20 protein-coding genes are annotated in these 22302 nt (G+C 67.0%); 11 read left to right on the top strand and 9 right to left on the bottom strand.

The window, feature by feature from the left end:
* The first annotated feature begins 2 nt into the window (after nucleotides 1-2).
* The 3 genes from AC3WLY_RS19185 (at nucleotide 3) to AC3WLY_RS19175 (ending at nucleotide 3032) form a co-directional block, all read left to right on the top strand.
* The gene (locus AC3WLY_RS19185; RefSeq protein WP_492309823.1) at nucleotides 3-1280 is read left to right on the top strand and encodes a c-type cytochrome; all 1278 of its coding nucleotides are present in this window, start codon (nucleotides 3-5) and stop codon (nucleotides 1278-1280) included.
* A gap of 172 nt (nucleotides 1281-1452) precedes the next feature.
* Nucleotides 1453-1872 (top strand): DoxX family protein, encoded by a 420-nt coding sequence (locus tag AC3WLY_RS19180; RefSeq protein WP_174382050.1) that lies wholly within the window; start codon nucleotides 1453-1455, stop codon nucleotides 1870-1872.
* A 56-nt stretch (nucleotides 1873-1928) separates the two neighbouring features.
* Nucleotides 1929-3032: a porin gene (locus tag AC3WLY_RS19175; RefSeq protein WP_492309822.1), complete on the top strand. Its 1104-nt coding sequence runs from the start codon at nucleotides 1929-1931 to the stop codon at nucleotides 3030-3032.
* 83 nt (nucleotides 3033-3115) lie between these two features.
* Here the strand turns inward: AC3WLY_RS19175 and AC3WLY_RS19170 are convergent, their stop codons facing one another.
* The 3 genes from AC3WLY_RS19170 to AC3WLY_RS19160 form a co-directional block, all read right to left on the bottom strand.
* The gene (locus AC3WLY_RS19170; RefSeq protein ID WP_310137620.1) at nucleotides 3116-3658 is read right to left on the bottom strand and encodes an isochorismatase family protein; all 543 of its coding nucleotides are present in this window, start codon (nucleotides 3656-3658) and stop codon (nucleotides 3116-3118) included.
* Between the two features lie 232 nt (nucleotides 3659-3890).
* A complete protein-coding gene (locus tag AC3WLY_RS19165) occupies nucleotides 3891-5210 on the bottom strand; it encodes an MFS transporter (RefSeq protein ID WP_492309821.1) in 1320 nt (439 codons plus the stop codon).
* 42 nt (nucleotides 5211-5252) lie between these two features.
* Nucleotides 5253-6437, bottom strand: coding sequence for a M20 aminoacylase family protein (locus AC3WLY_RS19160; RefSeq protein ID WP_425132598.1), 1185 nt, complete (start codon nucleotides 6435-6437; stop codon nucleotides 5253-5255).
* 182 nt (nucleotides 6438-6619) lie between these two features.
* On the opposite strand from AC3WLY_RS19160, the gene AC3WLY_RS19155 reads away from it, so the two are divergent.
* The gene (locus tag AC3WLY_RS19155; RefSeq protein WP_034180242.1) at nucleotides 6620-7522 is read left to right on the top strand and encodes a LysR substrate-binding domain-containing protein; all 903 of its coding nucleotides are present in this window, start codon (nucleotides 6620-6622) and stop codon (nucleotides 7520-7522) included.
* Nucleotides 7523-7730: 208 nt separating this feature from the next.
* Complete coding sequence (ppnP, locus tag AC3WLY_RS19150; RefSeq protein ID WP_006478890.1) at nucleotides 7731-8051, top strand: pyrimidine/purine nucleoside phosphorylase; 321 nt, start codon at nucleotides 7731-7733, stop codon at nucleotides 8049-8051.
* Between the two features lie 92 nt (nucleotides 8052-8143).
* On the opposite strand, the gene AC3WLY_RS19145 is transcribed toward ppnP, so the two are convergent.
* From AC3WLY_RS19145 to AC3WLY_RS19130, 4 genes are all read right to left on the bottom strand, one after another.
* On the bottom strand, nucleotides 8144-8479 hold the full coding sequence (locus AC3WLY_RS19145; protein ID WP_174418674.1) for a hypothetical protein: 336 nt from the start codon (nucleotides 8477-8479) through the stop codon (nucleotides 8144-8146).
* Between the two features lie 475 nt (nucleotides 8480-8954).
* Complete coding sequence (locus tag AC3WLY_RS19140) at nucleotides 8955-10742, bottom strand: chloride channel protein (protein ID WP_492309820.1); 1788 nt, start codon at nucleotides 10740-10742, stop codon at nucleotides 8955-8957.
* Nucleotides 10743-10762: 20 nt separating this feature from the next.
* Entirely contained in the window at nucleotides 10763-11176 is a 414-nt protein-coding gene (locus AC3WLY_RS19135; protein WP_175959244.1) for a MarR family winged helix-turn-helix transcriptional regulator, read from the bottom strand.
* 112 nt (nucleotides 11177-11288) lie between these two features.
* Entirely contained in the window at nucleotides 11289-12464 is a 1176-nt protein-coding gene (locus tag AC3WLY_RS19130; RefSeq protein ID WP_492309819.1) for an HPP family protein, read from the bottom strand.
* Nucleotides 12465-12830: 366 nt separating this feature from the next.
* On the opposite strand from AC3WLY_RS19130, the gene AC3WLY_RS19125 reads away from it, so the two are divergent.
* On the top strand, nucleotides 12831-13799 hold the full coding sequence (locus tag AC3WLY_RS19125; RefSeq protein WP_072438761.1) for a LysR family transcriptional regulator: 969 nt from the start codon (nucleotides 12831-12833) through the stop codon (nucleotides 13797-13799).
* A gap of 42 nt (nucleotides 13800-13841) precedes the next feature.
* Here AC3WLY_RS19125 and AC3WLY_RS19120 read toward each other — a convergent pair whose 3' ends face one another.
* Nucleotides 13842-14132, bottom strand: coding sequence for a hypothetical protein (locus AC3WLY_RS19120; RefSeq protein ID WP_492332713.1), 291 nt, complete (start codon nucleotides 14130-14132; stop codon nucleotides 13842-13844).
* Here AC3WLY_RS19120 and AC3WLY_RS19115 point away from each other — a divergent pair.
* From AC3WLY_RS19115 to AC3WLY_RS19105, 3 genes are all read left to right on the top strand, one after another.
* Nucleotides 14079-14987: a LysR family transcriptional regulator gene (locus AC3WLY_RS19115; protein ID WP_492309818.1), complete on the top strand. Its 909-nt coding sequence runs from the start codon at nucleotides 14079-14081 to the stop codon at nucleotides 14985-14987. The genes AC3WLY_RS19120 and AC3WLY_RS19115 overlap by 54 nt on opposite strands.
* A gap of 659 nt (nucleotides 14988-15646) precedes the next feature.
* Nucleotides 15647-16420 carry a hypothetical protein gene (locus AC3WLY_RS19110; protein WP_111020118.1) on the top strand — a complete coding sequence of 258 codons (774 nt, stop codon included), beginning with the start codon at nucleotides 15647-15649 and terminating at the stop codon, nucleotides 16418-16420.
* Nucleotides 16421-16440: 20 nt separating this feature from the next.
* The gene (locus tag AC3WLY_RS19105) at nucleotides 16441-17574 is read left to right on the top strand and encodes a transporter substrate-binding and LysM peptidoglycan-binding domain-containing protein (RefSeq protein ID WP_492309817.1); all 1134 of its coding nucleotides are present in this window, start codon (nucleotides 16441-16443) and stop codon (nucleotides 17572-17574) included.
* A gap of 69 nt (nucleotides 17575-17643) precedes the next feature.
* Here the strand turns inward: AC3WLY_RS19105 and AC3WLY_RS19100 are convergent, their stop codons facing one another.
* The gene (locus AC3WLY_RS19100; RefSeq protein WP_492309816.1) at nucleotides 17644-18732 is read right to left on the bottom strand and encodes a calcium:cation antiporter; all 1089 of its coding nucleotides are present in this window, start codon (nucleotides 18730-18732) and stop codon (nucleotides 17644-17646) included.
* Nucleotides 18733-19282: 550 nt separating this feature from the next.
* Here AC3WLY_RS19100 and AC3WLY_RS19095 point away from each other — a divergent pair.
* Both AC3WLY_RS19095 and paaK read left to right on the top strand, forming a co-directional pair.
* Nucleotides 19283-20839 (top strand): 3-hydroxyacyl-CoA dehydrogenase, encoded by a 1557-nt coding sequence (locus AC3WLY_RS19095; RefSeq protein ID WP_492309815.1) that lies wholly within the window; start codon nucleotides 19283-19285, stop codon nucleotides 20837-20839.
* 69 nt (nucleotides 20840-20908) lie between these two features.
* Entirely contained in the window at nucleotides 20909-22222 is a 1314-nt protein-coding gene (gene paaK / locus AC3WLY_RS19090) for a phenylacetate--CoA ligase PaaK (RefSeq protein ID WP_492309814.1), read from the top strand.
* Nucleotides 22223-22302 lie beyond the last annotated feature (80 nt).

The raw sequence follows: 22302 nt of genomic DNA, 5'->3' as shown, positions 1-22302 counted from the left end.
CCGTGCGGAAATCTACTCTCACTTTCCTCGTCGCCGGCTGCCTCGCGCTGCCGGGCCTCGCGCGCGCGGCCGACGCGGCCGATCCGGCGCAGGTCAAGCGCGGCGAATACCTCGCGATTGCGGGCGACTGCATGGCGTGCCACACCGCGAAGGGCGGCAAGCCGTTCGCGGGCGGCCTCGGCATGCCGATCCCGATGCTCGGCAAGATCTACACGAGCAACATCACGCCCGATCCCGATACGGGCATCGGCAACTGGACGTTCGACGACTTCGAGCGTGCGGTGCGTCACGGCGTCTCGAAGAACGGCGACAACCTGTACCCGGCGATGCCGTACGTGTCGTACGCGAAGATCAACGACGACGACGTGCAGGCGCTGTACGCGTACTTCATGCACGGCGTCGAACCGGTCAAGCAGGCGCCGCCGAAGAACGAGATCCCCGCGCTGCTGAGCATGCGCTGGCCGCTGAAGATCTGGAACTGGCTGTTCCTGAAGGATGGCGTGTACCAGCCGAAGCCGGCGCAGAGCGCCGAGTGGAACCGCGGCGCGTACCTCGTGCAGGGCCTCGCGCACTGCAGCACGTGCCACACGCCGCGCGGCATCGCGATGCAGGAGAAGTCGCTCGACGAGACGGGCGGCAGCTTCCTGTCGGGCTCGGTGCTCGCGGGCTGGGACGGCTACAACATCACGTCCGACCCGAACGCGGGGATCGGCGGCTGGACGCAGCAGCAGCTCGTGCAATACCTGCGCACCGGCAGCGTGCCGGGCGTCGCGCAGGCCGCCGGCCCGATGGCCGAGGCGATCGAGCACAGCTTCTCGAAGATGACGGAATCCGACATCGGCGCGATCTCGACGTATATCCGTACGGTGCCGGCCGTCGCCAGCGGCGACGCGAAGCAGTCGCGCTCGTCGTGGGGCAAGCCGGCCGAGGACGGCCAGAAGCTGCGCGGCGTCGCGCTCGCGTCGTCGGGCATCGATCCGGCGCGGCTGTATCTCGGCAACTGCGCGACCTGCCACCAGATGCAGGGCAAGGGCACGCCGGACGGTTATTACCCGCCGCTGTTCCACAACTCGACGGTCGGCGCGCCGAATCCGACCAACCTCGTGCAGGTGATCCTGAACGGTGTGCAGCGCAAGGCCGGCAGCGAGGACGTCGGCATGCCGGGGTTCCGCCACGAGCTGTCGGATGCGCAGATCGCCGCGCTCACGAACTACCTGACCGGGCAGTTCGGCAATCCGGCCGCGAAGGTGACCGAGCAGGACGTCGCGAAGCTGCGTTGACGCGGCGGGCGACGGCGCAGGGCGACAACAGAAAAGAGGAGGAGCACAGCACATCGGGCCGAGCCCGATGCCGGTTGTTGCAGAGCGGGGCGGGCGGCGCAGGCGGTCGCCCGTCCCGGTTCATTGGCAATCCGGTGCGCCAGCCGCGCATCGTTTTTCGTTGATCGACACCATGACACCGAATCAACCGTTTCTCGCGTCCCAGCGCGATGTGCTGCTGCTGCTTGCCCGTATTCTTCTCGTGATCCTGTTCGTGATGTTCGGCTGGAAGAAGATCGTCGACTTCCCCGGTACGATTGCGTTCATGGGTTCGGAAGGCGCGCCCGCGCCGATCGTGTCCGCGGCGATCTCCGTCGCGATGGAGCTGTTCGCCGGGATCGCGATCCTGGTCGGCTTCCAGACGCGGCCGCTCGCGCTGCTGCTTGCGCTGTATACGATCGGCACCGGCCTCATCGGCCATCATTACTGGACGATGACGGGCGGCGAGCAGATCAACAACATGATTCATTTCTACAAGAACATCGCGATCTCGGGCGGCCTGCTCGCGCTCTGCGCGGCCGGCCCCGGACGTTTTTCGATCGATCGCGGATGACCGGGCGCGCGCATGGGGCGCGCGTCGGATGGTCGAGACTCCGAGGGGGCATCATTTTGCGACTCAAACATTTAGCATGGCTGATCGCGGCCGCCACGCCGGCGGCCGCATTCGCACAAACGAGCGTGACGCTGTACGGTCGTGTCGACGGCGGCGTCGAATACCTGAACCACATCGCGACGCCGAACGGCAGCAAGTCGCGCTGGAGCGCGGAAAGCGGCGACTGGGGCACCAGCATGTTCGGCCTGAAGGGCATCGAGGATCTCGGCGGCGGGCTGTCGACGGTCTTCAACCTCGAAACCGCGTTCCAGGTGATGAACGGCCAGACGGGCGGCGGGCGCATGTGGTCGCGGCGCGCGTATGTCGGCCTGAAGAGCGACACGTGGGGCCAACTGCAGGCCGGCCGCAACCTGTTCATCGACAGCGACGGCGTATGGGAATTCGATCCGTTCGTGCAGCAGGCGTTTTCGTCGGCTTCGCTCGTGCGCGGCCGCAACTGGCAGCAAAGCAGCAACAACATCGAATATCACAGCCCGATTATTGGCGGCTTCGACGTGCAGGCGCAATATGCGTTCGGCAACCAGTCGCGCGGCTTCAACTACGGCGCGGCCGACGATTTCGGCCGCTCGGACGGGATCATGATCTCGTACCACTCGCCGGTGCTCGACGTGCGCGGCATCTACGACGAACTGCGCGACAACAACGGCAAGTTCAGCAACATCTTCACCGCGTCGCGCGAGTACTTCGTCGGCGCGAACGTGAAGGTGTCGAAGTTCAAGATCCAGGGCGCGTATACGCACTATCAGGCGCCGGACAGCCCGGCCGGTGTCGCGGATCGCGCGGATCACTACTGGCTCGGCGCGACCTACACCGCGACGCCGCAGTGGGCCGTGACGGGCGGCGGGTATTACGTGAAGGTCGGCGACGGCGGCGGCGATGCGTCGCATGACCCGTCGGGCCACGCGATCATGTATGTGCTCGGCACGACGTACAACCTGTCGAAGCGCACGTTCCTGTACGGCACGGTCGCGTATGCGCGCAACGGCGGGAATTCGAACTTCTCGTTGCTCGCGACGCCGCGCGACGCGACGTCGGGTACGAGCCCGCTGACGGGCGAGTCGCAGACGGGGGCGTATGTGGGGATGATGCATACGTTCTGAGCGGGGCGACTACGGACTTGCACACAAAACGCACGGGCCGTGACCCGTGCGTTGTCGCGTTTACGGAGCGCGATCGGTGTCGTTCAGAACACGCAGGCGTCGGTGGTCGTCAGCATCGCGAACGGCCCGTCGAGCGTTGCGTTGTGATGCGCGACGATCTGCTCGGCCCGCAGCGTGGGTGTATCCATGCAGGTGTGCGCATCGGCGACGAGCACCGCGCGAAAGCCGAGATCGGCGGCGGCGCGGCAGGTCGTATCGACGCAGTATTGCGTCTTCATGCCGGTGACGACGAGTTCGCCGATGTTAGCCGCGCGCAGCCATTCGGCGAGCCGCGTGCCCGCGAAGCAGTTCGGCCGGGTCTTGTCGAACAGCGTGTCGCGAGCGGCATCGATCGCGAGTTCCGGCAGCAGCGCGGCGAGCGGCGAATCGGGCGCAATCGGCGAGCCGGCGGGCCCGGTGTGGCGCACCGCGAACACAGGCGCACCGGCTTCGTGTGCGCGGCCGATCAACCGGTTGATGTTCGCGAGCACACGTTCGCCGTCGTGCGGACGATCGGGACCGTGAAACAGCCCGACCTGCATGTCGACAACGAGCAGCGCGCGTTTCGGGGAAGGGGCTTCGGACATTGCGTTTCTCCTGAGTGACCGATACGGACGGAGAAACGACAAGACCCCATCCGGAACCGGCGGGGCCTGTGAGGAATCGGTGCGCTACGACCTTGCGCGCACTCGCCGCACGAGCCCGCCGAAGGCGGTCGTGCGCGTGGTGGTCAAAGAAATGGTCGTGGCGTGGCGCATGGAGCGATCATGCCCGATGCGCGCGCACCACGTCAATCGCGTGCTGCGCATCGGCCGCCGCTCAATCGAGCGACTTCCCGGCCTTCTCGTCCATGCATCGCACCGCGAACAGCGTCAGCACGCCGCACCCGATCGCATACCACGCAGGCGCATTCGGATTGCCGGTCGCCGCGATCAGCCACGTGACGAAGAACTGCGCGAAGCCGCCGAAGATCGCGACGCCGACGCTGTACACGAGCGCGCCGCCGGTCGCGCGCACCGCACGCGGGAACAGTTCGCCGAGCATCGCGCCGGTCGCGCCGATATTGATCGCGTGCACAATCGACAGCGCCGCGATGATCGACAGCAGCGACGCGGCGCCCGGCCAGCGGTTCAGCGCGATGAACGCCGGGTAGATCGCGGCCATCAGCACGATGCGCGTCCACCAGACGATCCGGTTGCGCCCGTAGACGTCGGACAGGTGGCCGCCGATCGGCGTCACGAGCATCAGGATCGCGCCGGCGACGCAGCCGGCCGTCATCGACAGCCAGGTCGGCAGGTGCAGCACCTGCACGCCGTAGATCGCCATGTAGAACACGATGATGTAGTGGATCGACGTGCCGCCGATCGTCACGCCGAGGCCCGCGAACACGGCCTTGCCGTGATGGCGCAGCACGTCGGCGAGCGGCAGCGACGCGACCGGTTCGTCGTGCGCGGCGGCAGGCGTAGCGGCCGGCACTTCCTCGACGGTCTTGCGCAGCCAGTAGCCGAGCGGCACGAACAGCGTGCCGATGATGAACGGCACGCGCCAGCCCCAGCTTTCGAGCTGTGCGGCATTCAGCGTCGACGTCAGCGCGACGCCGGTGAGCGCGCCCGCAAGCGCGGCGAGCCCCTGGCTCGCGAACTGGAACGATGCGTAGAAGCCGCGACGATGCTGCGGCGCCTGTTCGAGCAGCAGCGTCGTCGACGCGCCGACTTCGCCGCCCGACGCGAACCCCTGCAGCAGGCGCGCGAGCACGAGCAGCAGCGGCGCGGCGAAGCCGATCTGCGCGAAGGTCGGCGCGACCGCGATCGCCGCGGTGCCGAGCGCCATCAGCAGCAGCGTGAGGATCATCGCCTTCTTGCGGCCCGCGCGGTCGGCATACATGCCGATCACGAGCCCGCCGAGCGGACGCGTGACGAAGCCGACGCCGAAGCTCGCGACCGCGAGCATCAACTGCCCGAACGACGAATGCACCGGAAAGAACAGCTTGCCGATCAGGATCGCGAAGAAACTGTAGACCGTGAAGTCGTAGAACTCGAGCGCGTTGCCGACGGCGGCGGCCGCGATCAGCCGGCGTTTCTTCGCGGCGGCGCGGGCATCGACCGGCGTGCCGGCAAACGGAAGGGCGGACGTTTCCATGGGGTTCCCCCGATAAGCGCGAAACTGCGTGGTGAAGGGCCGTCAGGCAGCGAGCCAGGCTTCGGCGATGCGAACCCAGTAGCTCGCGCCGATCGCGAGAATGTCGTCGTTGAAGTCGTAGCCGGGGTTGTGCACCATGCAGCCGCCCTTGCTGCCGATCCCGTTGCCGATGAACGCATAGCAGCCGGGGCGCGCTTCGAGCATGAACGCGAAATCCTCGCTGCCCATCAGCGGCGCGGCGTCGGTTTCGACCCGCTCGGCGCCGAGCATCCGGCGCGCGATGTCCGCCGCGAACGCGGTCGGTTCCGTGTGGTTGACGAGCACCGGGTAGCCGTAGTCGTAGTCGACTTCCGCGGTGACGCCGAAGCTTTCCGCCTGGCCTTTCGCGAGCGCTTCGATGCGACGCGCGAGCAGCGCGCGCACGTCGGCGTTCAGCGCGCGCACCGACAGCTTCATCACGACGGTTTCGGGAATGATGTTGAACGTCTCGCCGGCCTGCACGCTGCCGACCGTGATCACGGCCGCATGCTGCGCGTCGACCTCGCGCGCGACGATCGTCTGCAGCGCGACCATGATGCTGCCCGCGGCCGACATCGGATCGCGCGCGAAATGCGGCATCGCGCCGTGGCCGCCGACGCCGCGCAGCGTGATCGTCACGCGGTCGGCCGACGCCATCGCGGCGCCGGTGCGGAAGGCCATGTCGCCGGCCGCGCGGCCCGGCATGTTGTGGATCGCGAAGATCGCATCGCACGGGAAGCGGTCGAACAGGCCGTCGTCCATCATCGCCTTCGCACCGCCGAAGTTTTCCTCGGCCGGCTGGAAGATCAGGTTCAGCGTGCCGGAGAACTGGCGCGTCGCCGCGAGGTGGCGCGCCGCGCACAACAGCATCGCGGTGTGGCCGTCGTGGCCGCAAGCGTGCATCTTGTTCGCATGGCGGCTCGCGTACGGCAGGCCGGTGGCTTCCGCGAGCGGCAGCGCGTCCATGTCGGCGCGCAGGCCGACCGTGCGCGTGCCTTGTCCTTCGCGCAGCACGCCGACGACGCCCGTCTTGCCGATGCCGCGATGCACTTCGTAACCCCAGCCGGTGAGCAGCTCGGCGACGAGATCGCTCGTGAGCGTCTCTTCGAACGCGAGTTCGGGATGAGCGTGGATGCGGCGGCGCACCTCGACCAGCTCGGGGGCGATCGCGGCGATGCCGGGGATGACGGGGTTCACGGCTTGCAGCATGGTGTCTCCTGTGGGGCCGGTGGGGCGTTTGACGCGCATATGACGTGCAAGCATATAAATTTCTTTTGCGCACCAGAAGCTGCTAAATTGCTTTGGTGCTCACCACCGGTTGCCGCTCGGGAATACCCTGAACCGGCACGCACGGCCACGCACAGGGTTTCCACGGATCGCGCATCGCCGCCATGAAATACCATCAGTTGAAAGCGTTCGTCACCGTCGCGGAAGAGGGGAGCATCCGCGCGGCCGCGCGGCGCCTGAACGTGTCTCCGGCGGCGCTGACGAAGGCGGTCAAGGAACTGGAGATCGCGCTCGGCGTGTCGCTCGTCGTGCGCACCGCGCGCGGCGTGCAGCTCACCGCATTCGGCCAGCAATTGCAGGTGCGCGCGCGGCTGATCGTCGCCGAAATGCAGCGCGCCCGCGACGACATCGAGCAGGCGCAGGGGGCGACGACGGGCTCCGTCGCGGCGGCGATCACGCCGGCCGCCGCGGTGACGATCCTGCCTGATGCGTTTCGCGCGTTCCGGCGCCGCTTTCCGGTGGCGCGCGTCAACCTGATCGAAGGGTTTCCGGGCGTAGCGTTGCCGCGCCTGCACGACGGCTCGCTCGATTTTGCGGTGGCTGTCGTCGTGCCCGAATTGCTGGCGGCCGAGTTCGATCATGCGGAGCTTTATGCGAGCCGTTCGCTGATCGTCGCGCGCAACGAGCATCCGCTCGCGTCGGCCACGTCGCTCGCCGATCTCGTCGAGGCCGACTGGTTGATGAATCCGTCACCGGAAAGCTCGACGCAGGCGCTGTTCAATTCGTTCGTCGCGCACGGGTTGCCGGTGCCGGCGCGCATCGTCGAATGCCCGAGCTTCGGGCTCGCGCACAGCCTGATGACGGGTTGCGACCTGATCGCGTCGATGCCCGAGCAACTGCTTCAGGGCGAGTGGGCGCGCGATCAGCTGACGGTGCTGCCGATTCGCGAGCGTTTGCCGGCCGTGTCGGTGCAGGTCGTCACGCGCCGCGACAGCCCGCTGACGCCGGCTGCGGCGATGCTGCTCGATTGCCTGCGCGATTCGGCGCGACGCAAGGGGCTGCGGTGATCCGGTATCTCGGGCAGCGGCCGTCATCGCATAGTCATCCTGACGATCTGGTGCGTCGCGCCGTCGTCGTTTGAAGGGCACGACGTTTGCCCGGCGGGCGCGCAGTTCCGGCGCATGCCGCGCGAGCCGGTATCATAGCGGCCGGCCCGCCGCTCCGGCCGGCTTCCAACAACATCGCCATCCGGCATCCAGCAAGCAGAGGCATCACATGACCAGTGCAACCCAATTCGACAACGTATCGGTCGTCAAGCGCGCGAACGTCTATTTCGACGGCAAGTGCGTGTCGCATACCGTGCTCTTCCCGGACGGCACGCGCAAGACGCTCGGCGTGATCCTGCCGTGCGCGCTCAACTTCGGCACGGACGCGCCCGAATTGATGGAAGTACAGGCCGGCAAGTGCCGCGTGAAGCTCGACGGCAGCAGCGAATGGCAGACCTACGGCGCCGGCGAATCGTTCTCGGTGCCGGGCAAGAGCCGCTTCGACATCGAAGTGCTCGAGACGCTCGACTACGTCTGCAGCTACCTGTAAGCGCGGGCGACACAAAAAGAAAAGCCCCGCCGAAGCGGGGCTTGTCGCAAGCGGATGGCGCGAGGCCATCCGGAGCGCCTGTTCTCGTCTCGTTACAGGCAGGCGTTGATGTCGCCGGCCGACGACGCATCGCCGCCGCGGAAACCGACCCAGGTCTTCGCGTTTGCGGCGTTGGCCGGGCGTACCACGGCAGCGGCGCCATTCGGCGGTTGCTGGCCAGGTGCATAAACTGCCATCGCGAGGCCGTTCGCCAGTTCATACTGCGACGTCACCTGTTGCTGCGACTTGTCGGCCCAGGTCTTCGCGATGCACTGCGCCACCTGGTCGGCGGGTTTCTGGCTTTGTCCCACGTTCTGCAGGGCAGAATCGGCTGCATGAGCAGAAAATGCCACGGTCAATGCGATGAGCGGTAAGTATTTCACGTTCACGTTATCTCCCTCGAGTCGTGATTGATTGAGTGGGATGCGCAGCAGTACTGCGTACTAATGAGATCGCAGCGGACAAGCACGGTTCCGACTATTCCGAAACAAGTTGTTAACGCGCTTGCCAAACGGCAGCTACGGTGCTGTGCACTCTGCTGCGGCGCGGCATGCATCGTGTGCGGCCCGTCGATGGACGGGCGATGCGGCAACGACGTCATGCGTTGCCCGGTCGGCGCGCTGCCCGGTCGTGTGGTGACGTGACGGTCGCGGCGAGCGGCATGTGTCTGCATGCCGTGCCGCGACTCTTTATCTGATCGCGAAGTGGAATGGCTGATTACGGTGGCCCCGTCGCATGGGTACCATGATGACAAACTTTCGTCGGCTGGATTGTTAACCAACTTTAAACGCGGAAAGCGAGCGCTTTCCAATGGAACATGAGCCTGGGCGAGGGCGCGTTGCACGCCCTCGCATGCTGGACGCGTCAGCCGGCCTTGCGCGCGCCGATGTCGCGCAGGTTGGCCGGGACGATCGGACGGAAGCGCTCGCGCTTCTGTTCGTCGTCGAAGTGCTGGAGCGCGGGCTTGATCAGGTCGCTGCGCGACACGATGCCCGTGATGCGCAGCGCTTGCTCGTCGTCTACGACCGGCAGGCGTTCGAAGCCGAGCATCGCGAGTCGCGATGCGACGACGCGGCACGTTTCGTGCGCAAACGCGACGGCGGGCACGCGGTTGGCGAACGCGGCCGAGATCGGCGTGTCGGCCGCGGCGTGCGCGCGCTGCGCGTCGAGCGTCGCGCGATCGACGAGGCCGAGCAGGCGGCCGTTCTGCACGACCGGATACGCGCGGTGCGTCTGCTTCGCGCCGAAGTACTGCGTGTCGACCGCATCGAGCGTCGCCGCGCCGTCGATCGCGACGAGCCGGTCGGCGGACGTCATCACTTCGCCGATGTCATGCCGCTCGAGCGGATCGACGCCGTATTCGCGGTAGATGTGATAGCCGCGACGCGCGATCTTTTCCGTCATGATCGAGCGCTTCATCACGACGGTCGCGAAGCCGTGCGCGACGAGCGTCGCCGCGAGCAGCGGCAGCAGCGCGTTGGCGTCGTGCGTGAGGCCGAACGCGAACACGATCGCGGTCAGCGGGGCGCCAAGTGTTGCGCCGAGCGTCGCGGCCATGCACACGAGCGGCCACAGCGCCGGATCACCGCCCGGCAGCACCGGCGACAGCACGGTGCCGAGGCCGGCGCCGAGCATCAGCAGCGGGGCGAGCACACCGCCCGACGTACCCGAGCCGAGCGCGATCACCCACATCACGGCCTTCACGATCAGCAGCGCGAGCGCGATCTTCAGCGCGATGTGCTGGTGCAGCAGGTCGCCGATCACGTCGTAGCCGACGCCGAGCGCGCGCGGTTCGAGCCAGCCGCCGATGCCGATCACGATCGCGCCGAGCGCGGGCCACCACATCCAGTGCACGGGCAGCTTCGCGAAGGTGTCCTCGACGCGGTACAGCGCAGCCGACAGGCCGCAGGCGAGCATGCCCGACAACAGGCCCGCGACGATGCACGACAGCAGCGCGACCGGCGTCGGCGCGGCCGTGGCGAGCGGAAACAGCGGATCGACGCCGAAGAACAGCGCGCGTGCGAAACCGGCCACCGCGCACGCGAGCGCGACCGGCAGGAAACTGCGCGGACGCCATTCGAACAGCAGCAGCTCGACCGCGAGCAGCACGGCGGCGACCGGCGTGCCGAACACGGCCGTCATCCCCGCGGCCGCACCGGCGACGAGCAGCGTCTTGCGCTCGGCCGCGGTCACGTGCACGCACTGCGCGATCAGCGAGCCGAGCGCGCCGCCCGTCATGATGATCGGGCCTTCGGCGCCGAACGGGCCGCCGCTGCCGATCACGACGCCGGACGACAGCGGCTTGAGGATCGCGACCTTCGGCGACATGCGGCTCTTGCCGAACAGGATCGCCTCGATCGCTTCGGGAATGCCGTGGCCGCGAATCTTTTCCGAACCGAAGCGCGCCATCATCCCGACGATCAACCCGCCGATCACCGGCACGACGATCACCCATGCGCCGAGCGTATGGTTCGCCGGAGAGCGGTCGGCGAACGAGAACTGCTGGAAGAAGAACAGGTTCGTGAACAGGTGGATCAGGCTCAACAGCACGAACGCGGCGAGCGTGCTGAGCAGGCCAATCCCGGCGGCAAGCAACGCGATCCTGGGCAGGCGTTCGTTGGTCGAGAAATCGCGTTTGTGCGGTGCGTTCATCGGAGTGGTAAAAGCGAGGGTCAGTAATCGATCTGGGGAACCTGGAACGTGCCCTTGAGCGACTTCAGCTCGGCGCGATGCATCGCCGCGAGGCGGGCGAGCAGCGTCTCGCCGGCTTGTTCGAGATGGACCTCGACCTGCCGGCGGTCGACTTCGCTCGTCTTGCGCTTCACGAGCCCGAGCGCTTCGCAGCGCGTCACCAGCGCGACGACGCCGTGATGCTGCGCCTGCAGGCGTTCCGCGAGTTCGCCGATGGTTGCCCATTCGCGATGCGGATAACCCTTGATGTGCAGCAGCAGCAGGTATTGCAGCGGCGTCACGCCTTCGCTTTGCGCGGCGCGTTCGGAGAAGCGCTCGAAGCGGCGCATCTGGTAGCGGAACTCGGACAGTTGCTGGAAATCGCTTTTGTTCAGCGCGCGTCTGGTATCGTTCATCGAGGGCGGGCAGTCGGTTTCGGAAACGGAAAATATATCACAACATGATATAAATGGCCGAATTAAAGCGAAATTAATGCATTCCGCGTTGCGTCGGTGCGTTGCGCCTGCGTTAAGCAGCCTCGAGCATCTGCGTTTGCCGGTAGAGGCCCGTGACGAGATCCGTCTGCGTAATGATCCCGACGAGCCGGCGCGACGCATCGACGACCGGAATATGGTGATGGCCCGAATGCGTGAACAGCGGCACGAGCGCGGTGATCGGCATCGTTTCCGGCACGAACGCAACGTCGCGCGTCATCACCGACGCGACGCAAGCGGGCTGGCCGCCGAACGATTGCGGCAGCCGTGCGGACAGGCGTTGCCACAGCGGGGTCGGGCGGCGCAGCTGGCGCGTGAGGTCGGCGCGCGTGACGATGCCGGTCAGGCGGCCCTCGCCGTCGACGACGGGCAGCGCCTTCACGCGGCGGCGGTCGAGCAGCATGAGCGCGGCTGTCACCGACGTCGACGGCGCGACCTCGATCGCGTTCTTCGTCATCAGGTCGGCGCACTTGAGCTGGCCGAACGTGCGCGTATAGGCCTGCATCTCGGTTTCGCGCAGCAGCGTTTCAAGATCATCCGGATCGACGTCGAGCCATTCGCCGCGACGCTTCAGCACCGCGTCGAGGTCGCCGCGCGTGAAGCCGCCGCGCGCCGGTGCGGCGCCGCCTGCGTGCGGTTTCGCTTCGGCGCGCGCGCCGCCGTGCGGGTAGCGATGCCCGGTCAGCGCGTGATACGCGAGCGCGGCCGACAGCAGGATCGCCGATTGCAGTGCGATCGGCTCCAGCACGAAACTGAATCCGAGCGAATGGATTGCCGGGCCGCCGACCACGGCCGTGAGCGCGACGGCGCCCGACGGCGGGTGCACGCAGCGCAGCGCGAACATGCCGCCGATCGCGCATGCGATCGCGACCGCGGCGGCCGTAATCGGATCGGCGATCCATTGCGCGCACGCGACCCCGACCGTCGCCGCGACGAGATTGCCGCCGATGATCGACCACGGTTGCGCGAGCGGACTCGCGGGCACCGCGAACAGCAGCACGGCCGATGCCCCCATCGGCGCGACGAGCAGCGGCACGAGGCCCGGTACGCCGGGCAGCCACCGCATCGTGACGCCGACCGTCGCGATGCCGACGAGCGCGCCCGTGCATGAACGCAGTCGCTCGCGCCAGCCGAGCGACATCGGATGGGGAATGAAACTGTGCAGCCATTGGCGCAACGTGCGGCGCGACGAAGATGAGCCTGACGACATGGACGGGGAAGCGGTAAAAATGACAGCGTGGGGATGTGCGGCGACAAGGGCGGAATTATATCGCGTTGTGATACAAATTGTCGCGCTGCATCAAGCCGTTACACGCGCACGACGCACGCGCCTTGCATAAACCTTTCATCAGGAGAAAATTTGGGCGGCTGGCAATAGCGCAAATTTGTCTGCGGCGGCGTACAATTCCGGCCACTGAATCCCCGACATACCAGAACCACGTACGCGATGCCCGCTCTCCCGCCTTTCCCCCGGCACGGTGATCATCGATTCGGCATGGTTCGCGGCCGCGCTCCGTTCCCCACCTGACGCGAGCGCCGCCGACGCCTCCTCACTGACTCTCCCCAAACCAATTCAATGGACATGCTCGAAAACATGCGCCTGTTCGTGCGCGTTGTCGAAGCCGGTAGTTTTACGGCGGTCGCGAAGGAAATCGACGCGACCACCGCGCAGGTGTCGCGTGCGGTATCGAACCTCGAAGCGCACGTACAGACGCGCCTGCTGCATCGCACGACGCGCCATCTCGGCCTGACCGAAAGCGGCGAACGCTATTTCGAGCGCGCGAAATCGATCCTCGCGGAAATCGACTACGCGAACGCGGAGGCGCGCAACGCGCTGCTGCGGCCGAGCGGCAAGATGCGCATCCATGCGATGACGGGGCTCGGGCAGAGTCATGTCGTGTCGTCGATCGTCCGCTACCAGGAGGACAACCCCGACGTGTCGGTCGAGCTGACGCTCGCGCAGCGGATGCCGAATCTCGTCGAGGAAGGCTACGACGTGTCGATCGTGACGGCGTCGCAGTTGCCCGATTCGGGTTACGTCGCGCAGACCTGCGGCACGAGCTGCAGCGTGCTCGTCGCGTCGCGCGAATACCTGGCGCGGCACGGCACGCCGCAGTCGCCCGACGATTTGCCGAACCACGTGTGCCTGCGCCTCGATACGCCGGCATCGCCGGCCGGCGAATGGCGGCTCGAGCGCAACGATGGCGAGGAGACTGTCTACGCGCTGCAGCCGGCGCCGTTCCAGGTCAACGTGCCGGACGCGCTGTGCGTCGCGGTGCGCGCCGGGCGCGGGATCGCGTGCGTCGCACTGTATACGGTGCTCGACGACATCCGCGCAGGGCGGCTGATCCGCGTGCTGCCCGCGTACCGGCTGCAGACGGTGAGCGTGTACGCCGTCTACGCGACGCGCCGTTATCTCGACGCGAAGATCCGCACGTTCCTCGATCACCTGCGCACGACGCTCACGCCAGCGCTGGAGAACGACCTGCGCGAACTCGACCGTCTGACGGTCGAGCAGATGCCGGGCGGCCGCAAGCGCGCGTGACGGTGCGGCCCGCCGACCGAACCGCGTGCGCCGTGGCGATGCTCATGCGCCTGGCGACGTGATGCGAATCCGCTCGAACTGCCCGCGAGCCACGGCGAGCCACGTATACGCAGCGACGCCGATCAGCCCGTGCGCGGCGACGAACCGCAATGCGCCGACGAGCCATGAAGGTCTCGGTCGTCGTGCGCGGCGCGGGCCGCGCATCAGGTGCAACCGAGCATGGAAATCGTATCGATATCGGTCTAACCTCGAAGGACCATCGATCGATACAAAATCTGGATGATTGAACTGCACCAGCTTCGCTGCTTCGTTGCGGTGGCCGAGGAGCTTCATTTCGGCCGCGCGGCCAGACGGCTCTTCATGACGCAACCGCCGCTCAGCCGGCAGATCCAGTTGCTCGAGCACGCGCTCGGCATCGCGCTGCTCGAACGCAGCAGCCGGCAGGTGAGCCTGACCGCGGCCGGCGAACGCTTCCTGCGCGACGCGCGGCACATCCTCGAATTCTCCGCGCGGGCCGAGCAGGCCGCGCAGCGCGTCGCGCACGGCGGGGCCGGCCGCATCACGCTCGGTTTCACGGCCGTCAGCGCGTACCGGATGATCCCGATGCTGCTGGCGCACGCCGCGCACGCGCTGCCGGACGTCGACGTCGAATTGCGCGAGATGGTGTCGACCGTGCAGATCGACGCGCTTGCGTCGCGGATGCTCGACGCGGGTTTCGTGCGCCAGCGCGCCGCGCGCCAGCCGCTCGAATACCGGCTCGTGCAGCGCGAACCGATGCTGGTCGCGGTCGCGCAAGGCGTGCCGCTCGCCGCGTGCGAGCGCATCGGCCCCGACGATCTCGACCGGCAGCCGTTCATCGCGTATTCGCCGAACGAGGGGAAGTATTTCCACGACATGATCTCCGGCCTGTTCGCGAACGCAGGCAGGCTGCCGAACTACCTGCATTACGTCGGGCAGACGCATACGATCCTCGGCCTCGTGCGTGCGGGGCTCGGCGCGGCGCTCGTGCCGGCGTCGGCGCGCGAGCTGCATGTGGACGGTGTGGTGTTCCGGCCGCTTGCGGGCGTCGACGTGGCGGCGGAGCTGTATCTCGCGTGGCGGACGGACAACGACAACCCGGCGTTGCCCGTGTTCAACGCGATGGTCGAGCGGTTTCTCGCGCAGGAGCAGGGCGGCGCGGCGGCATAGCACGTTCGTGCCGTGTCACAAGCTTTCAATCCGGAAGCTTGCGGCGCCGTGATGGCAAGCAATCCTGATCGAGTGCGGCCGGCTGGCGTCGTGCGAATCCTTACCGTCATGAAAGCTGCCTCGATGCCAGCGTTTCAACGGCGGAACGAGGCGGTTCGCTGCACCGCGACAACCGCTTGACGCTGCATGCCGGTCGGCGCACGATACGCCAGTGCATTTGGAGCGGGACGCGCCGGCCGCGCGGTTCCTGCACCCGCGAGACGCAAAAAGAACAACGATGAGCCTTTACGCACTCGTACCGGAATCCCGGCGCCGCTTCTGTCGGCCCGCCGGAACAGCGATTTTCCCGACGCCCGTCGCGTCACGTATCCGTCATCCTGTTTCGTACCGTGCGTCGGTACACTTCCCCGTCCGCGCGCTGGCCGCGTCGATGAGCGGTGCCCGTCCGGCCCGCCGCATCGGGCCGCAGCCTGCCGCCCCCGATCTCCGCATCCTGAACGGCGTCTATACCGGCGTCTCGTGACGCCCGGCGGCGGCTGTCCTTGCATTGCGCCGCCGGTTTTCCCGACCGTCCGGCGGCACCGGAGTCCGAAGCATTTCGAGTGAGCTTGAAGAAGCAAACGCACGCAGTTCGGTTCGAGATTCAAGGAGAAAAACTCATGTCGCAGCTTTCGAATGAAGCAAACGGCAGTTCGGGGAGTGGCAAGGCAAAACTGATCAAGTGGGCGATCATCATCGCCGGCGTCGCGATTGCGGCACCGGCCGCGCTGTTCGTCCTGAAGGGGATGGTCGCGCTGATCACGGCGGCCGTCATCGGCCTCGGCGCGATCTATTTCGCGCCGGTCGTCGCGATGAAGTTCGCGAACCAGAAGGTGAAGATGATCGTCGAGGAGGCGCAGTCGAATCCGATCGAGACGCTGATCAACCAGCTCGCGGAAAAGCGCCAGGCGGCTCAGAAATTCGCGGACAGCATCACCGCGTTCCGCACCGAGGTGAAGAACTTCGAGAACAAGACGGAACTGTTCGAGAAGCAGTATCCGGACGATGCGCCGCGCTTCCGGTCGCAGCTCGACACGATGAAGCAGCTGCTCGCGTTTCGCGAAGGGCGCTACAAGCAGGTGCAGGCCGAACTGAAGAATTTCGCATCGGCGATCGACCGCGCGAAGGCGATGTGGGACATGTCGCAGGCGGCGCAGCAGATGAACAAGCTCGCGGGCCGGCAGACGGCCGACACGTTCGAGCAGATCAAGACCGACGTGGCCGTCGATTCGGTGATGCGCTCGGTCAACAAGGCGTTCTCCGAAATGGAGACGTCGCTGATGGATAACCCCGAGGTCAAGCAGGCGCAGCAGCAGGCGATGACCGGCGGTCACGTGCCCGTTCCCGGACCCGATGCGGCGAATCCCGCTGCGCTGCCGTCGAAACAACAATAACTTCCTGCAGGCACGCAACCATGAAAAAACTTCTCGGCGCAATCGCGTTTCTGGTGGTGCTCGTCGGCGTATGGGTCGTGCATCAGGGCGGCCTGTCGACACTGATTCCCGCGCATGACGCGGCCCCGGCCTCGACATCCGCGCAAAATGGCGACGCCGGCCGGCCCGCGCAGCCGTCGCCTTCGGCCAACGTGTTGCCGGCCGGCTTCACGCCGCAGGCCAGCACGCTGAAATCGATTGCCGAAAACGGCATCGTGCGAATCTCGGTGCAGAACCCGAGCGAGCCGTTCTTCGGCGAGGACAAGGGCGCGCCGCACGGCTTCAACGTCGAATTCGCGCGGCTGCTGTTCGCGGATCCGTCGTTCTCGCACGGCGGCAAACCGGTTGCCGTCGATACGCGTCACGAGGTCGACACGTACCCGGGCGTGCCGAAGCAACTGCTCGACACGGACGCGAAGGGGAACCACGTCGTCGACGTGGCGATGGACGGGCTGACGTTCCCGGACAACACGCCGGCCGGCGTCGTCTATTCGGTGCCGTACGTCGACGATTTCGGCTACTCGCTGATCGTGCGGCAAGGGTCGGCGATCCGTTCGACCGACGATCTCGCGGGCAAGACGGTCGGCATCCTGAAAGGCGACCCCGACGTGCGCGCGTTCGTCACGCGCCAGTATCCGAACGTCCGGTTCGTCGAGGTCGACGATTCCGATCCGGCGTTCATCGCGAAGAGCATCGACGGTCATGCGGTCGACGCGTTCATCTACGACTATCCGTTCGCGGTCAGTTCGATCAAGAACACCGACCTGAAGTTCGCGGTGACCAAGCTCGACGGCTCGAACATCGCATACAAGATCGGCGTGCGTGCCGACGACCAGGATCTGCTGATCTACCTGAACGCCGCGATCGCGAAGCTCAAGCAGTCGCCGCAGTATCTCGACCTGCTGCGCAAGTACTTCGTCAGCGACCAGGCGGTGACGACCGCGGCCGCGTCGGGCGAACACACGTACGTGGTGAAGGCGGGCGACACGCTGAACCTGATCGCGGCGAGCAAGCTCGGCAGCGGCCAGCGTTATCGCGAGATCCAGCGCCGCAACAACCTCGCCAATCCGAACCTGATCCTGGCGGGCCAGCATCTCGTGATTCCGGTTCGGTAACGATGGCGTGACGTGAAAAAAACGCGCGGCCCGGCGGAGATGATCCGCCGGGCCGCGCGCATATTGGCGTCAGTGAGTGATCGACAGGAACAGGTACGCGGCGAACAGCGACAGGTGCACGACGCCGTGCAGCACCGTCGTGCGCCCCTGGCTGAGCGTCAGCGTGCTGACCAGCAAGGTGAGCGCCAGCAGCACGGTTTCCATCGCGCCGATGCCGAGCGTGAGCGGCTGGCCGACCCAGATGAACACGGCCGCGACGGTCGGGATCGTCAACCCGATGCTCGCGAGCGCCGAGCCGAGCGCGAGGTTCATGCTGGTCTGCAGGCGGTTCGCGCGCGCGGCGGTGACGGCCGCGAGCCCTTCCGGCAGCAGCACGAGCGCGGCGATCACGATGCCGACCGCGGCTTCGGGCGCGCCGAGCTTCAGCACGGCGTGCTCGACGGCCGGCGACAGCAGCTTCGCGAGCAGCACGACCGCGACGAGGCTCGCGAACAGCAGCAGCAGGCTGATCAGCGCGGTGCGGCTGCTCGGCGGCGCCGCGTGCACCGTTTCGTTCGCGCTGTCGTGCTCGGTGAGGAAGTAGTCGCGGTGACGCACGGTCTGCACGAACACGAATGCGCCGTACAGCACGAGCGACGACACGCCGGCGAACGCGAGCTGCGATTTCGAAAAGAACGGGCCCGGTGCGGCGCTCAGGTAATTCGGCATCACGAGCGACAGCACCGACAGCGAAGCCAGCACCGCGAGCGCCTTGCTCGCGCCGCGCCCCTGGAAGTCCTGTTCGCCGTGCTTCCACGCGCCGACCAGCAGGCAGATGCCGACGATGCCGTTGCAGATGATCATCACGGCCGCGAACACGGTGTCGCGCGCGAGGCCCGATTTCTCCGGGCCCGCGCCGAGCATCACCGACACGATCAGCGCGACTTCGATGACGGTCACGGCAACCGCGAGCACGAGCGTGCCGAACGGTTCGCCGACGCGGTGCGCGACGACTTCCGCATGGTGGACGGCGGCGAACACGGCGCCGGCCAGTGCGGCGGCGAACAGCGCGATGACGAGGCCTTCGGCCGGCACGGCGCGCGACAGCGCGAGCACCAGCCATGCGGCAATTGGGGCCCAGAGGGTCCAGCGCGGGAGCTGGTTGGACGAGAGCGGCATGGAGGGTTTCCTTATGCGAGTGGCGGCGCGCGACGCGCCGTCACGGGGTGACGAAGCCCGGCCGTACTATCCGCCGAACGAGGATGATGAAACCGAAGGGTGGCCGCGCGCCAGGACGCTGCCTTGAGTTCGCCGCGGTGACGCGGCGAGGGGCGCGGGCGGGCCGAAGCCCGTCGCTGGATGAAACGGTTCGATGCGGCTGGCCGCCGATGGCAGGGCGAACAATCGTGAAGACACGCCGGACGGAGGCTCGGTTCCGGCCCCGGAAGGGGGGCGGACGATGGACATCGGTGGCGGCGTGACACGCGGTTTCCCCCTGAAATCCGTCGAGTTGTCGAATTTTATCAGGCGTTTGGGGGCCGCAATCTCATATTCGAACGCTTTCATTGACCTTTCGGTTTGCAAAAAGTGCCCCAATTCTTCAATTTTTTGTCTTTGCAGTTTCCGTAACGGTTTCTTGTACGACAAATTCGGGCTCGCCCTGACATAAATCTACCGACCGGTCGGTTTATAATCGCTCGCACTTCCACTTCATGACGGATCGCAAGCGATGGCTGTTTCCTCTGCACATTCGGTGAACTCGGGCGCGCTGGCGCCGTCGGCCATCGTCGGCGTGATCGGCGCCGGCGCGATGGGCGCGGGTATTGCGCAGGTCGCGGCGGCGGCCGGCCATCCGGTGCTGCTGTACGACCTGAACGAAGCGGCCTGCGACAAGGCGCTGGCCGGCATCCGCGCGCAGTTCGCACGGCTCGCGGAGAAGGGCCGGCTCGAACCGGCACAGGCCGACGCGGCCGGCAACCGGATCCGCGCGGTGCGCGCGCTGGCCGATCTGGCGGGCGCCGCGCTGATCGTCGAGGCGGCGGCCGAACGGCTCGACGTGAAGCGCGACATTTTCGCGACGCTCGAACGCCATGTCGACGACGCGTGCCTGCTGGCGACCAACACGTCGTCGATCTCGATCACGTCGATCGCGGCCGGGCTGCGCGTGCCGCAGCGCGTCGCCGGCCTGCATTTTTTCAACCCGGCGCCTCTGATGGCGCTCGTCGAGGTGGTCAGCGGGCTTGCGACCGCGCCCGACGTTGCGCGGGTCCTGTATGCGACCGCGGCCGCGTGGGGCAAACAACCCGTGATGGCGAAATCGACGCCGGGCTTCATCGTGAACCGCGTCGCGCGGCCGTATTACGCGGAGGCGTTGCGCGTACTGAACGAGCAGGGCGGCGCGCCGGCATCGATCGACGCGGTGATGCGCGAAGCAGGCGGCTTCCGGATGGGGCCGTTCGAGCTGATGGACCTGATCGGCCAGGACGTGAACTTCGCGGTGACCGAATCGGTGTTCCGCGCATATTTCAACGACCCGCGCTACACACCGTCGCTGATCCAGCAGGAACTCGTGAACGCAGGCTTCCTCGGGCGCAAGTCGGGGCGCGGCTTCTATTCATATGCGGACGGCGCGACGCCGCCCGCGCCCGATCTCGAACCGCCGCGCGACGCACCGGCGGATGTCATGCTCCACGCGCAGGACGGCCCGGCCGCCGCGCTGCACGCGCGCTTCGCGGAACGCATCGCGCTCGCCCGGCAGGCCGGCGCGCATCCGGACGACCTGCTCGCGACGGCCGGCCGCGCGTCGATCGCGCTGACCGACGGCCGCACGGCGACCGCGCGCGCCGCGCAAACGGGCGTGGCCGATCTCGTGCTCGTCGACCTCGCGCGCGATTACGCGCAGGCCGGGCTCGTCGCGCTGACGCGTGCGCTCCAGTGCAGCGATGCCGCCTATGCGGACGCGGTCGGCCTGTTCCAGCAGGCGGGTTTTCGCGTAGTCGGCGTGGCCGACGTGCCGGGGATGGTCGCGATGCGCACCGTCGCGATGCTCGCGAACGAGGCGGCCGATACGGTGAACCAGGGCGTGTGTTCGCCCGCCGATCTCGATCTCGCGATGGAGAAGGGCGTGAACTACCCGTGCGGCCCGCTCGCGTGGGCCGATGCGATCGGCATCGGCCGCGTGTTTCGCGTGCTGTCGAACCTCGCGGCGAGCTACGGCGAGGACCGCTATCGCGTGTCGCCGCGCATTGCCGCGCTGCATGCAGCCGGCCGCACGTTCCGGTCGTAGCCGCCGGCCCCGGTCACCCCGATTACCCCGAACACGATAACGACATCACGCCATTGGAGGAGCACCCCGATGACTCACCCGACGCATCCCGCCGCCGCCCTCGAGCCGATCGAGACCGCCAGCCGCGACGAACTGCAGGCGCTGCAGCTCGAACGCCTCAAATGGTCGCTGCGCCACGCATACGACAACGTCCCGCACTATCGGCGCACGTTCGATGCGGCGGGCGTGCATCCGGACGACCTGAAGACGCTCGCCGATCTCGCGAAATTCCCGTTCTCGACGAAGAACGACCTGCGCGACAACTATCCGTTCGGTCTCTTTGCGGTGCCGCGCGAGCAGGTCGTGCGCGTGCATGCGTCGAGCGGCACGACGGGCAAGCCGACCGTGGTCGGCTACACGGCGCGCGACATCGACACGTGGGCGAACGTGACCGCGCGTTCGATCCGCGCGGCCGGCGGCCGCCCGGGCGACACGCTGCACAACGCGTTCGGCTATGGCCTCTTCACGGGCGGCCTCGGGATTCATTACGGCGCGGAGCGGCTCGGCTGCATGGTCGTGCCGATGTCGGGCGGGCAGACCGAGAAGCAGGTGCAGTTGATCCGCGATTTCGAGCCGAAGATCATCCTCGTCACGCCGTCGTACATGCTGAACCTGATCGACGAGATGGTGCGGCAGGGGATGGACCCGGCCGAGTCGTCGCTGAAGATCGGCATCTTCGGCGCCGAGCCGTGGACGCAGGCGTTGCGCGAGGAAGTGGAGACGCGCGTGGGCATCGACGCGCTCGACATCTATGGGCTGTCGGAAGTGATGGGCCCGGGCGTCGCGTGCGAATGCGTCGAGTCGAAGGACGGCCCGGTGATCTGGGAAGACCACTTCTACCCGGAGATCATCGATCCCGTCACGGGCGAAGTGCTGCCCGACGGCAGCCACGGCGAGCTCGTGTTCACGTCGCTGACGAAGGAAGCGATGCCGGTGATCCGCTACCGCACGCGCGATCTCACCGCGCTGCTGCTGCCGACCGCGCGCGCGATGCGCCGCCTCGCGAAAATCACCGGCCGTTCCGACGACATGCTGATCGTGCGCGGCGTGAACGTGTTCCCGAGCCAGATCGAGGAGATCGTCGTCGCGCTGCCGGCGCTATCGGGCCAGTTCCAGATCACGCTGTCGCGCGACGGCCATATGGACCGGCTCGACCTCGCGGTCGAACTGCGCTCCGAGGCTGCGGCGTCCGTTACCGAAAGCGATCGCGCGGCGCTCGCGCGCGAGTTGCAGCACCGGATCAAGACGATGGTCGGCGTGTCGTCCGGCGTGATGGTGCTTGCGGCGGGCGGCATTCCCGCGACCGCGACCGGCAAGGCCCGGCGCGTGATCGACCGCCGCTAGGGTCTGTTCACGCTAATAACGGGCCAGCCCCACGAATGATTTTTTCCAAACAGGGGAACGTGCCTTGTCGGCCGCATTGC

It is taken from the genome of Burkholderia sp. FW306-1C-G01B, assembly GCF_058781685.1.
Note: the sequence above shows the minus strand (reverse complement) of the source record. Positions and strands in the feature narration are given on the sequence as shown.

Excerpts from the sequence above, each read along its gene's own strand:
- AC3WLY_RS19105 (WP_492309817.1), top strand. The coding sequence starts at position 16,441 with ATGAAAAAACTTCTCGGCGCAATCGCGTTTCTGGTGGTGCTCGTCGGC.
- AC3WLY_RS19130 (WP_492309819.1), bottom strand. The coding sequence starts at position 12,464 with ATGTCGTCAGGCTCATCTTCGTCGCGCCGCACGTTGCGCCAATGGCTG.
- AC3WLY_RS19170 (WP_310137620.1), bottom strand. The coding sequence starts at position 3,658 with ATGTCCGAAGCCCCTTCCCCGAAACGCGCGCTGCTCGTTGTCGACATG.
- AC3WLY_RS19180 (WP_174382050.1), top strand. The coding sequence starts at position 1,453 with ATGACACCGAATCAACCGTTTCTCGCGTCCCAGCGCGATGTGCTGCTG.
- AC3WLY_RS19165 (WP_492309821.1), bottom strand. The coding sequence starts at position 5,210 with ATGGAAACGTCCGCCCTTCCGTTTGCCGGCACGCCGGTCGATGCCCGC.
- AC3WLY_RS19120 (WP_492332713.1), bottom strand. The coding sequence starts at position 14,132 with ATGAAGCTCCTCGGCCACCGCAACGAAGCAGCGAAGCTGGTGCAGTTC.
- AC3WLY_RS19155 (WP_034180242.1), top strand. The coding sequence starts at position 6,620 with ATGAAATACCATCAGTTGAAAGCGTTCGTCACCGTCGCGGAAGAGGGG.
- AC3WLY_RS19140 (WP_492309820.1), bottom strand. The coding sequence starts at position 10,742 with ATGAACGCACCGCACAAACGCGATTTCTCGACCAACGAACGCCTGCCC.
- paaK (WP_492309814.1), top strand. The coding sequence starts at position 20,909 with ATGACTCACCCGACGCATCCCGCCGCCGCCCTCGAGCCGATCGAGACC.
- AC3WLY_RS19110 (WP_111020118.1), top strand. The coding sequence starts at position 15,647 with ATGTCGCAGCTTTCGAATGAAGCAAACGGCAGTTCGGGGAGTGGCAAG.
- AC3WLY_RS19115 (WP_492309818.1), top strand. The coding sequence starts at position 14,079 with ATGATTGAACTGCACCAGCTTCGCTGCTTCGTTGCGGTGGCCGAGGAG.
- AC3WLY_RS19160 (WP_425132598.1), bottom strand. The coding sequence starts at position 6,437 with ATGCTGCAAGCCGTGAACCCCGTCATCCCCGGCATCGCCGCGATCGCC.
- AC3WLY_RS19135 (WP_175959244.1), bottom strand. The coding sequence starts at position 11,176 with ATGAACGATACCAGACGCGCGCTGAACAAAAGCGATTTCCAGCAACTG.
- ppnP (WP_006478890.1), top strand. The coding sequence starts at position 7,731 with ATGACCAGTGCAACCCAATTCGACAACGTATCGGTCGTCAAGCGCGCG.
- AC3WLY_RS19125 (WP_072438761.1), top strand. The coding sequence starts at position 12,831 with ATGGACATGCTCGAAAACATGCGCCTGTTCGTGCGCGTTGTCGAAGCC.
- AC3WLY_RS19100 (WP_492309816.1), bottom strand. The coding sequence starts at position 18,732 with ATGCCGCTCTCGTCCAACCAGCTCCCGCGCTGGACCCTCTGGGCCCCA.
- AC3WLY_RS19095 (WP_492309815.1), top strand. The coding sequence starts at position 19,283 with ATGGCTGTTTCCTCTGCACATTCGGTGAACTCGGGCGCGCTGGCGCCG.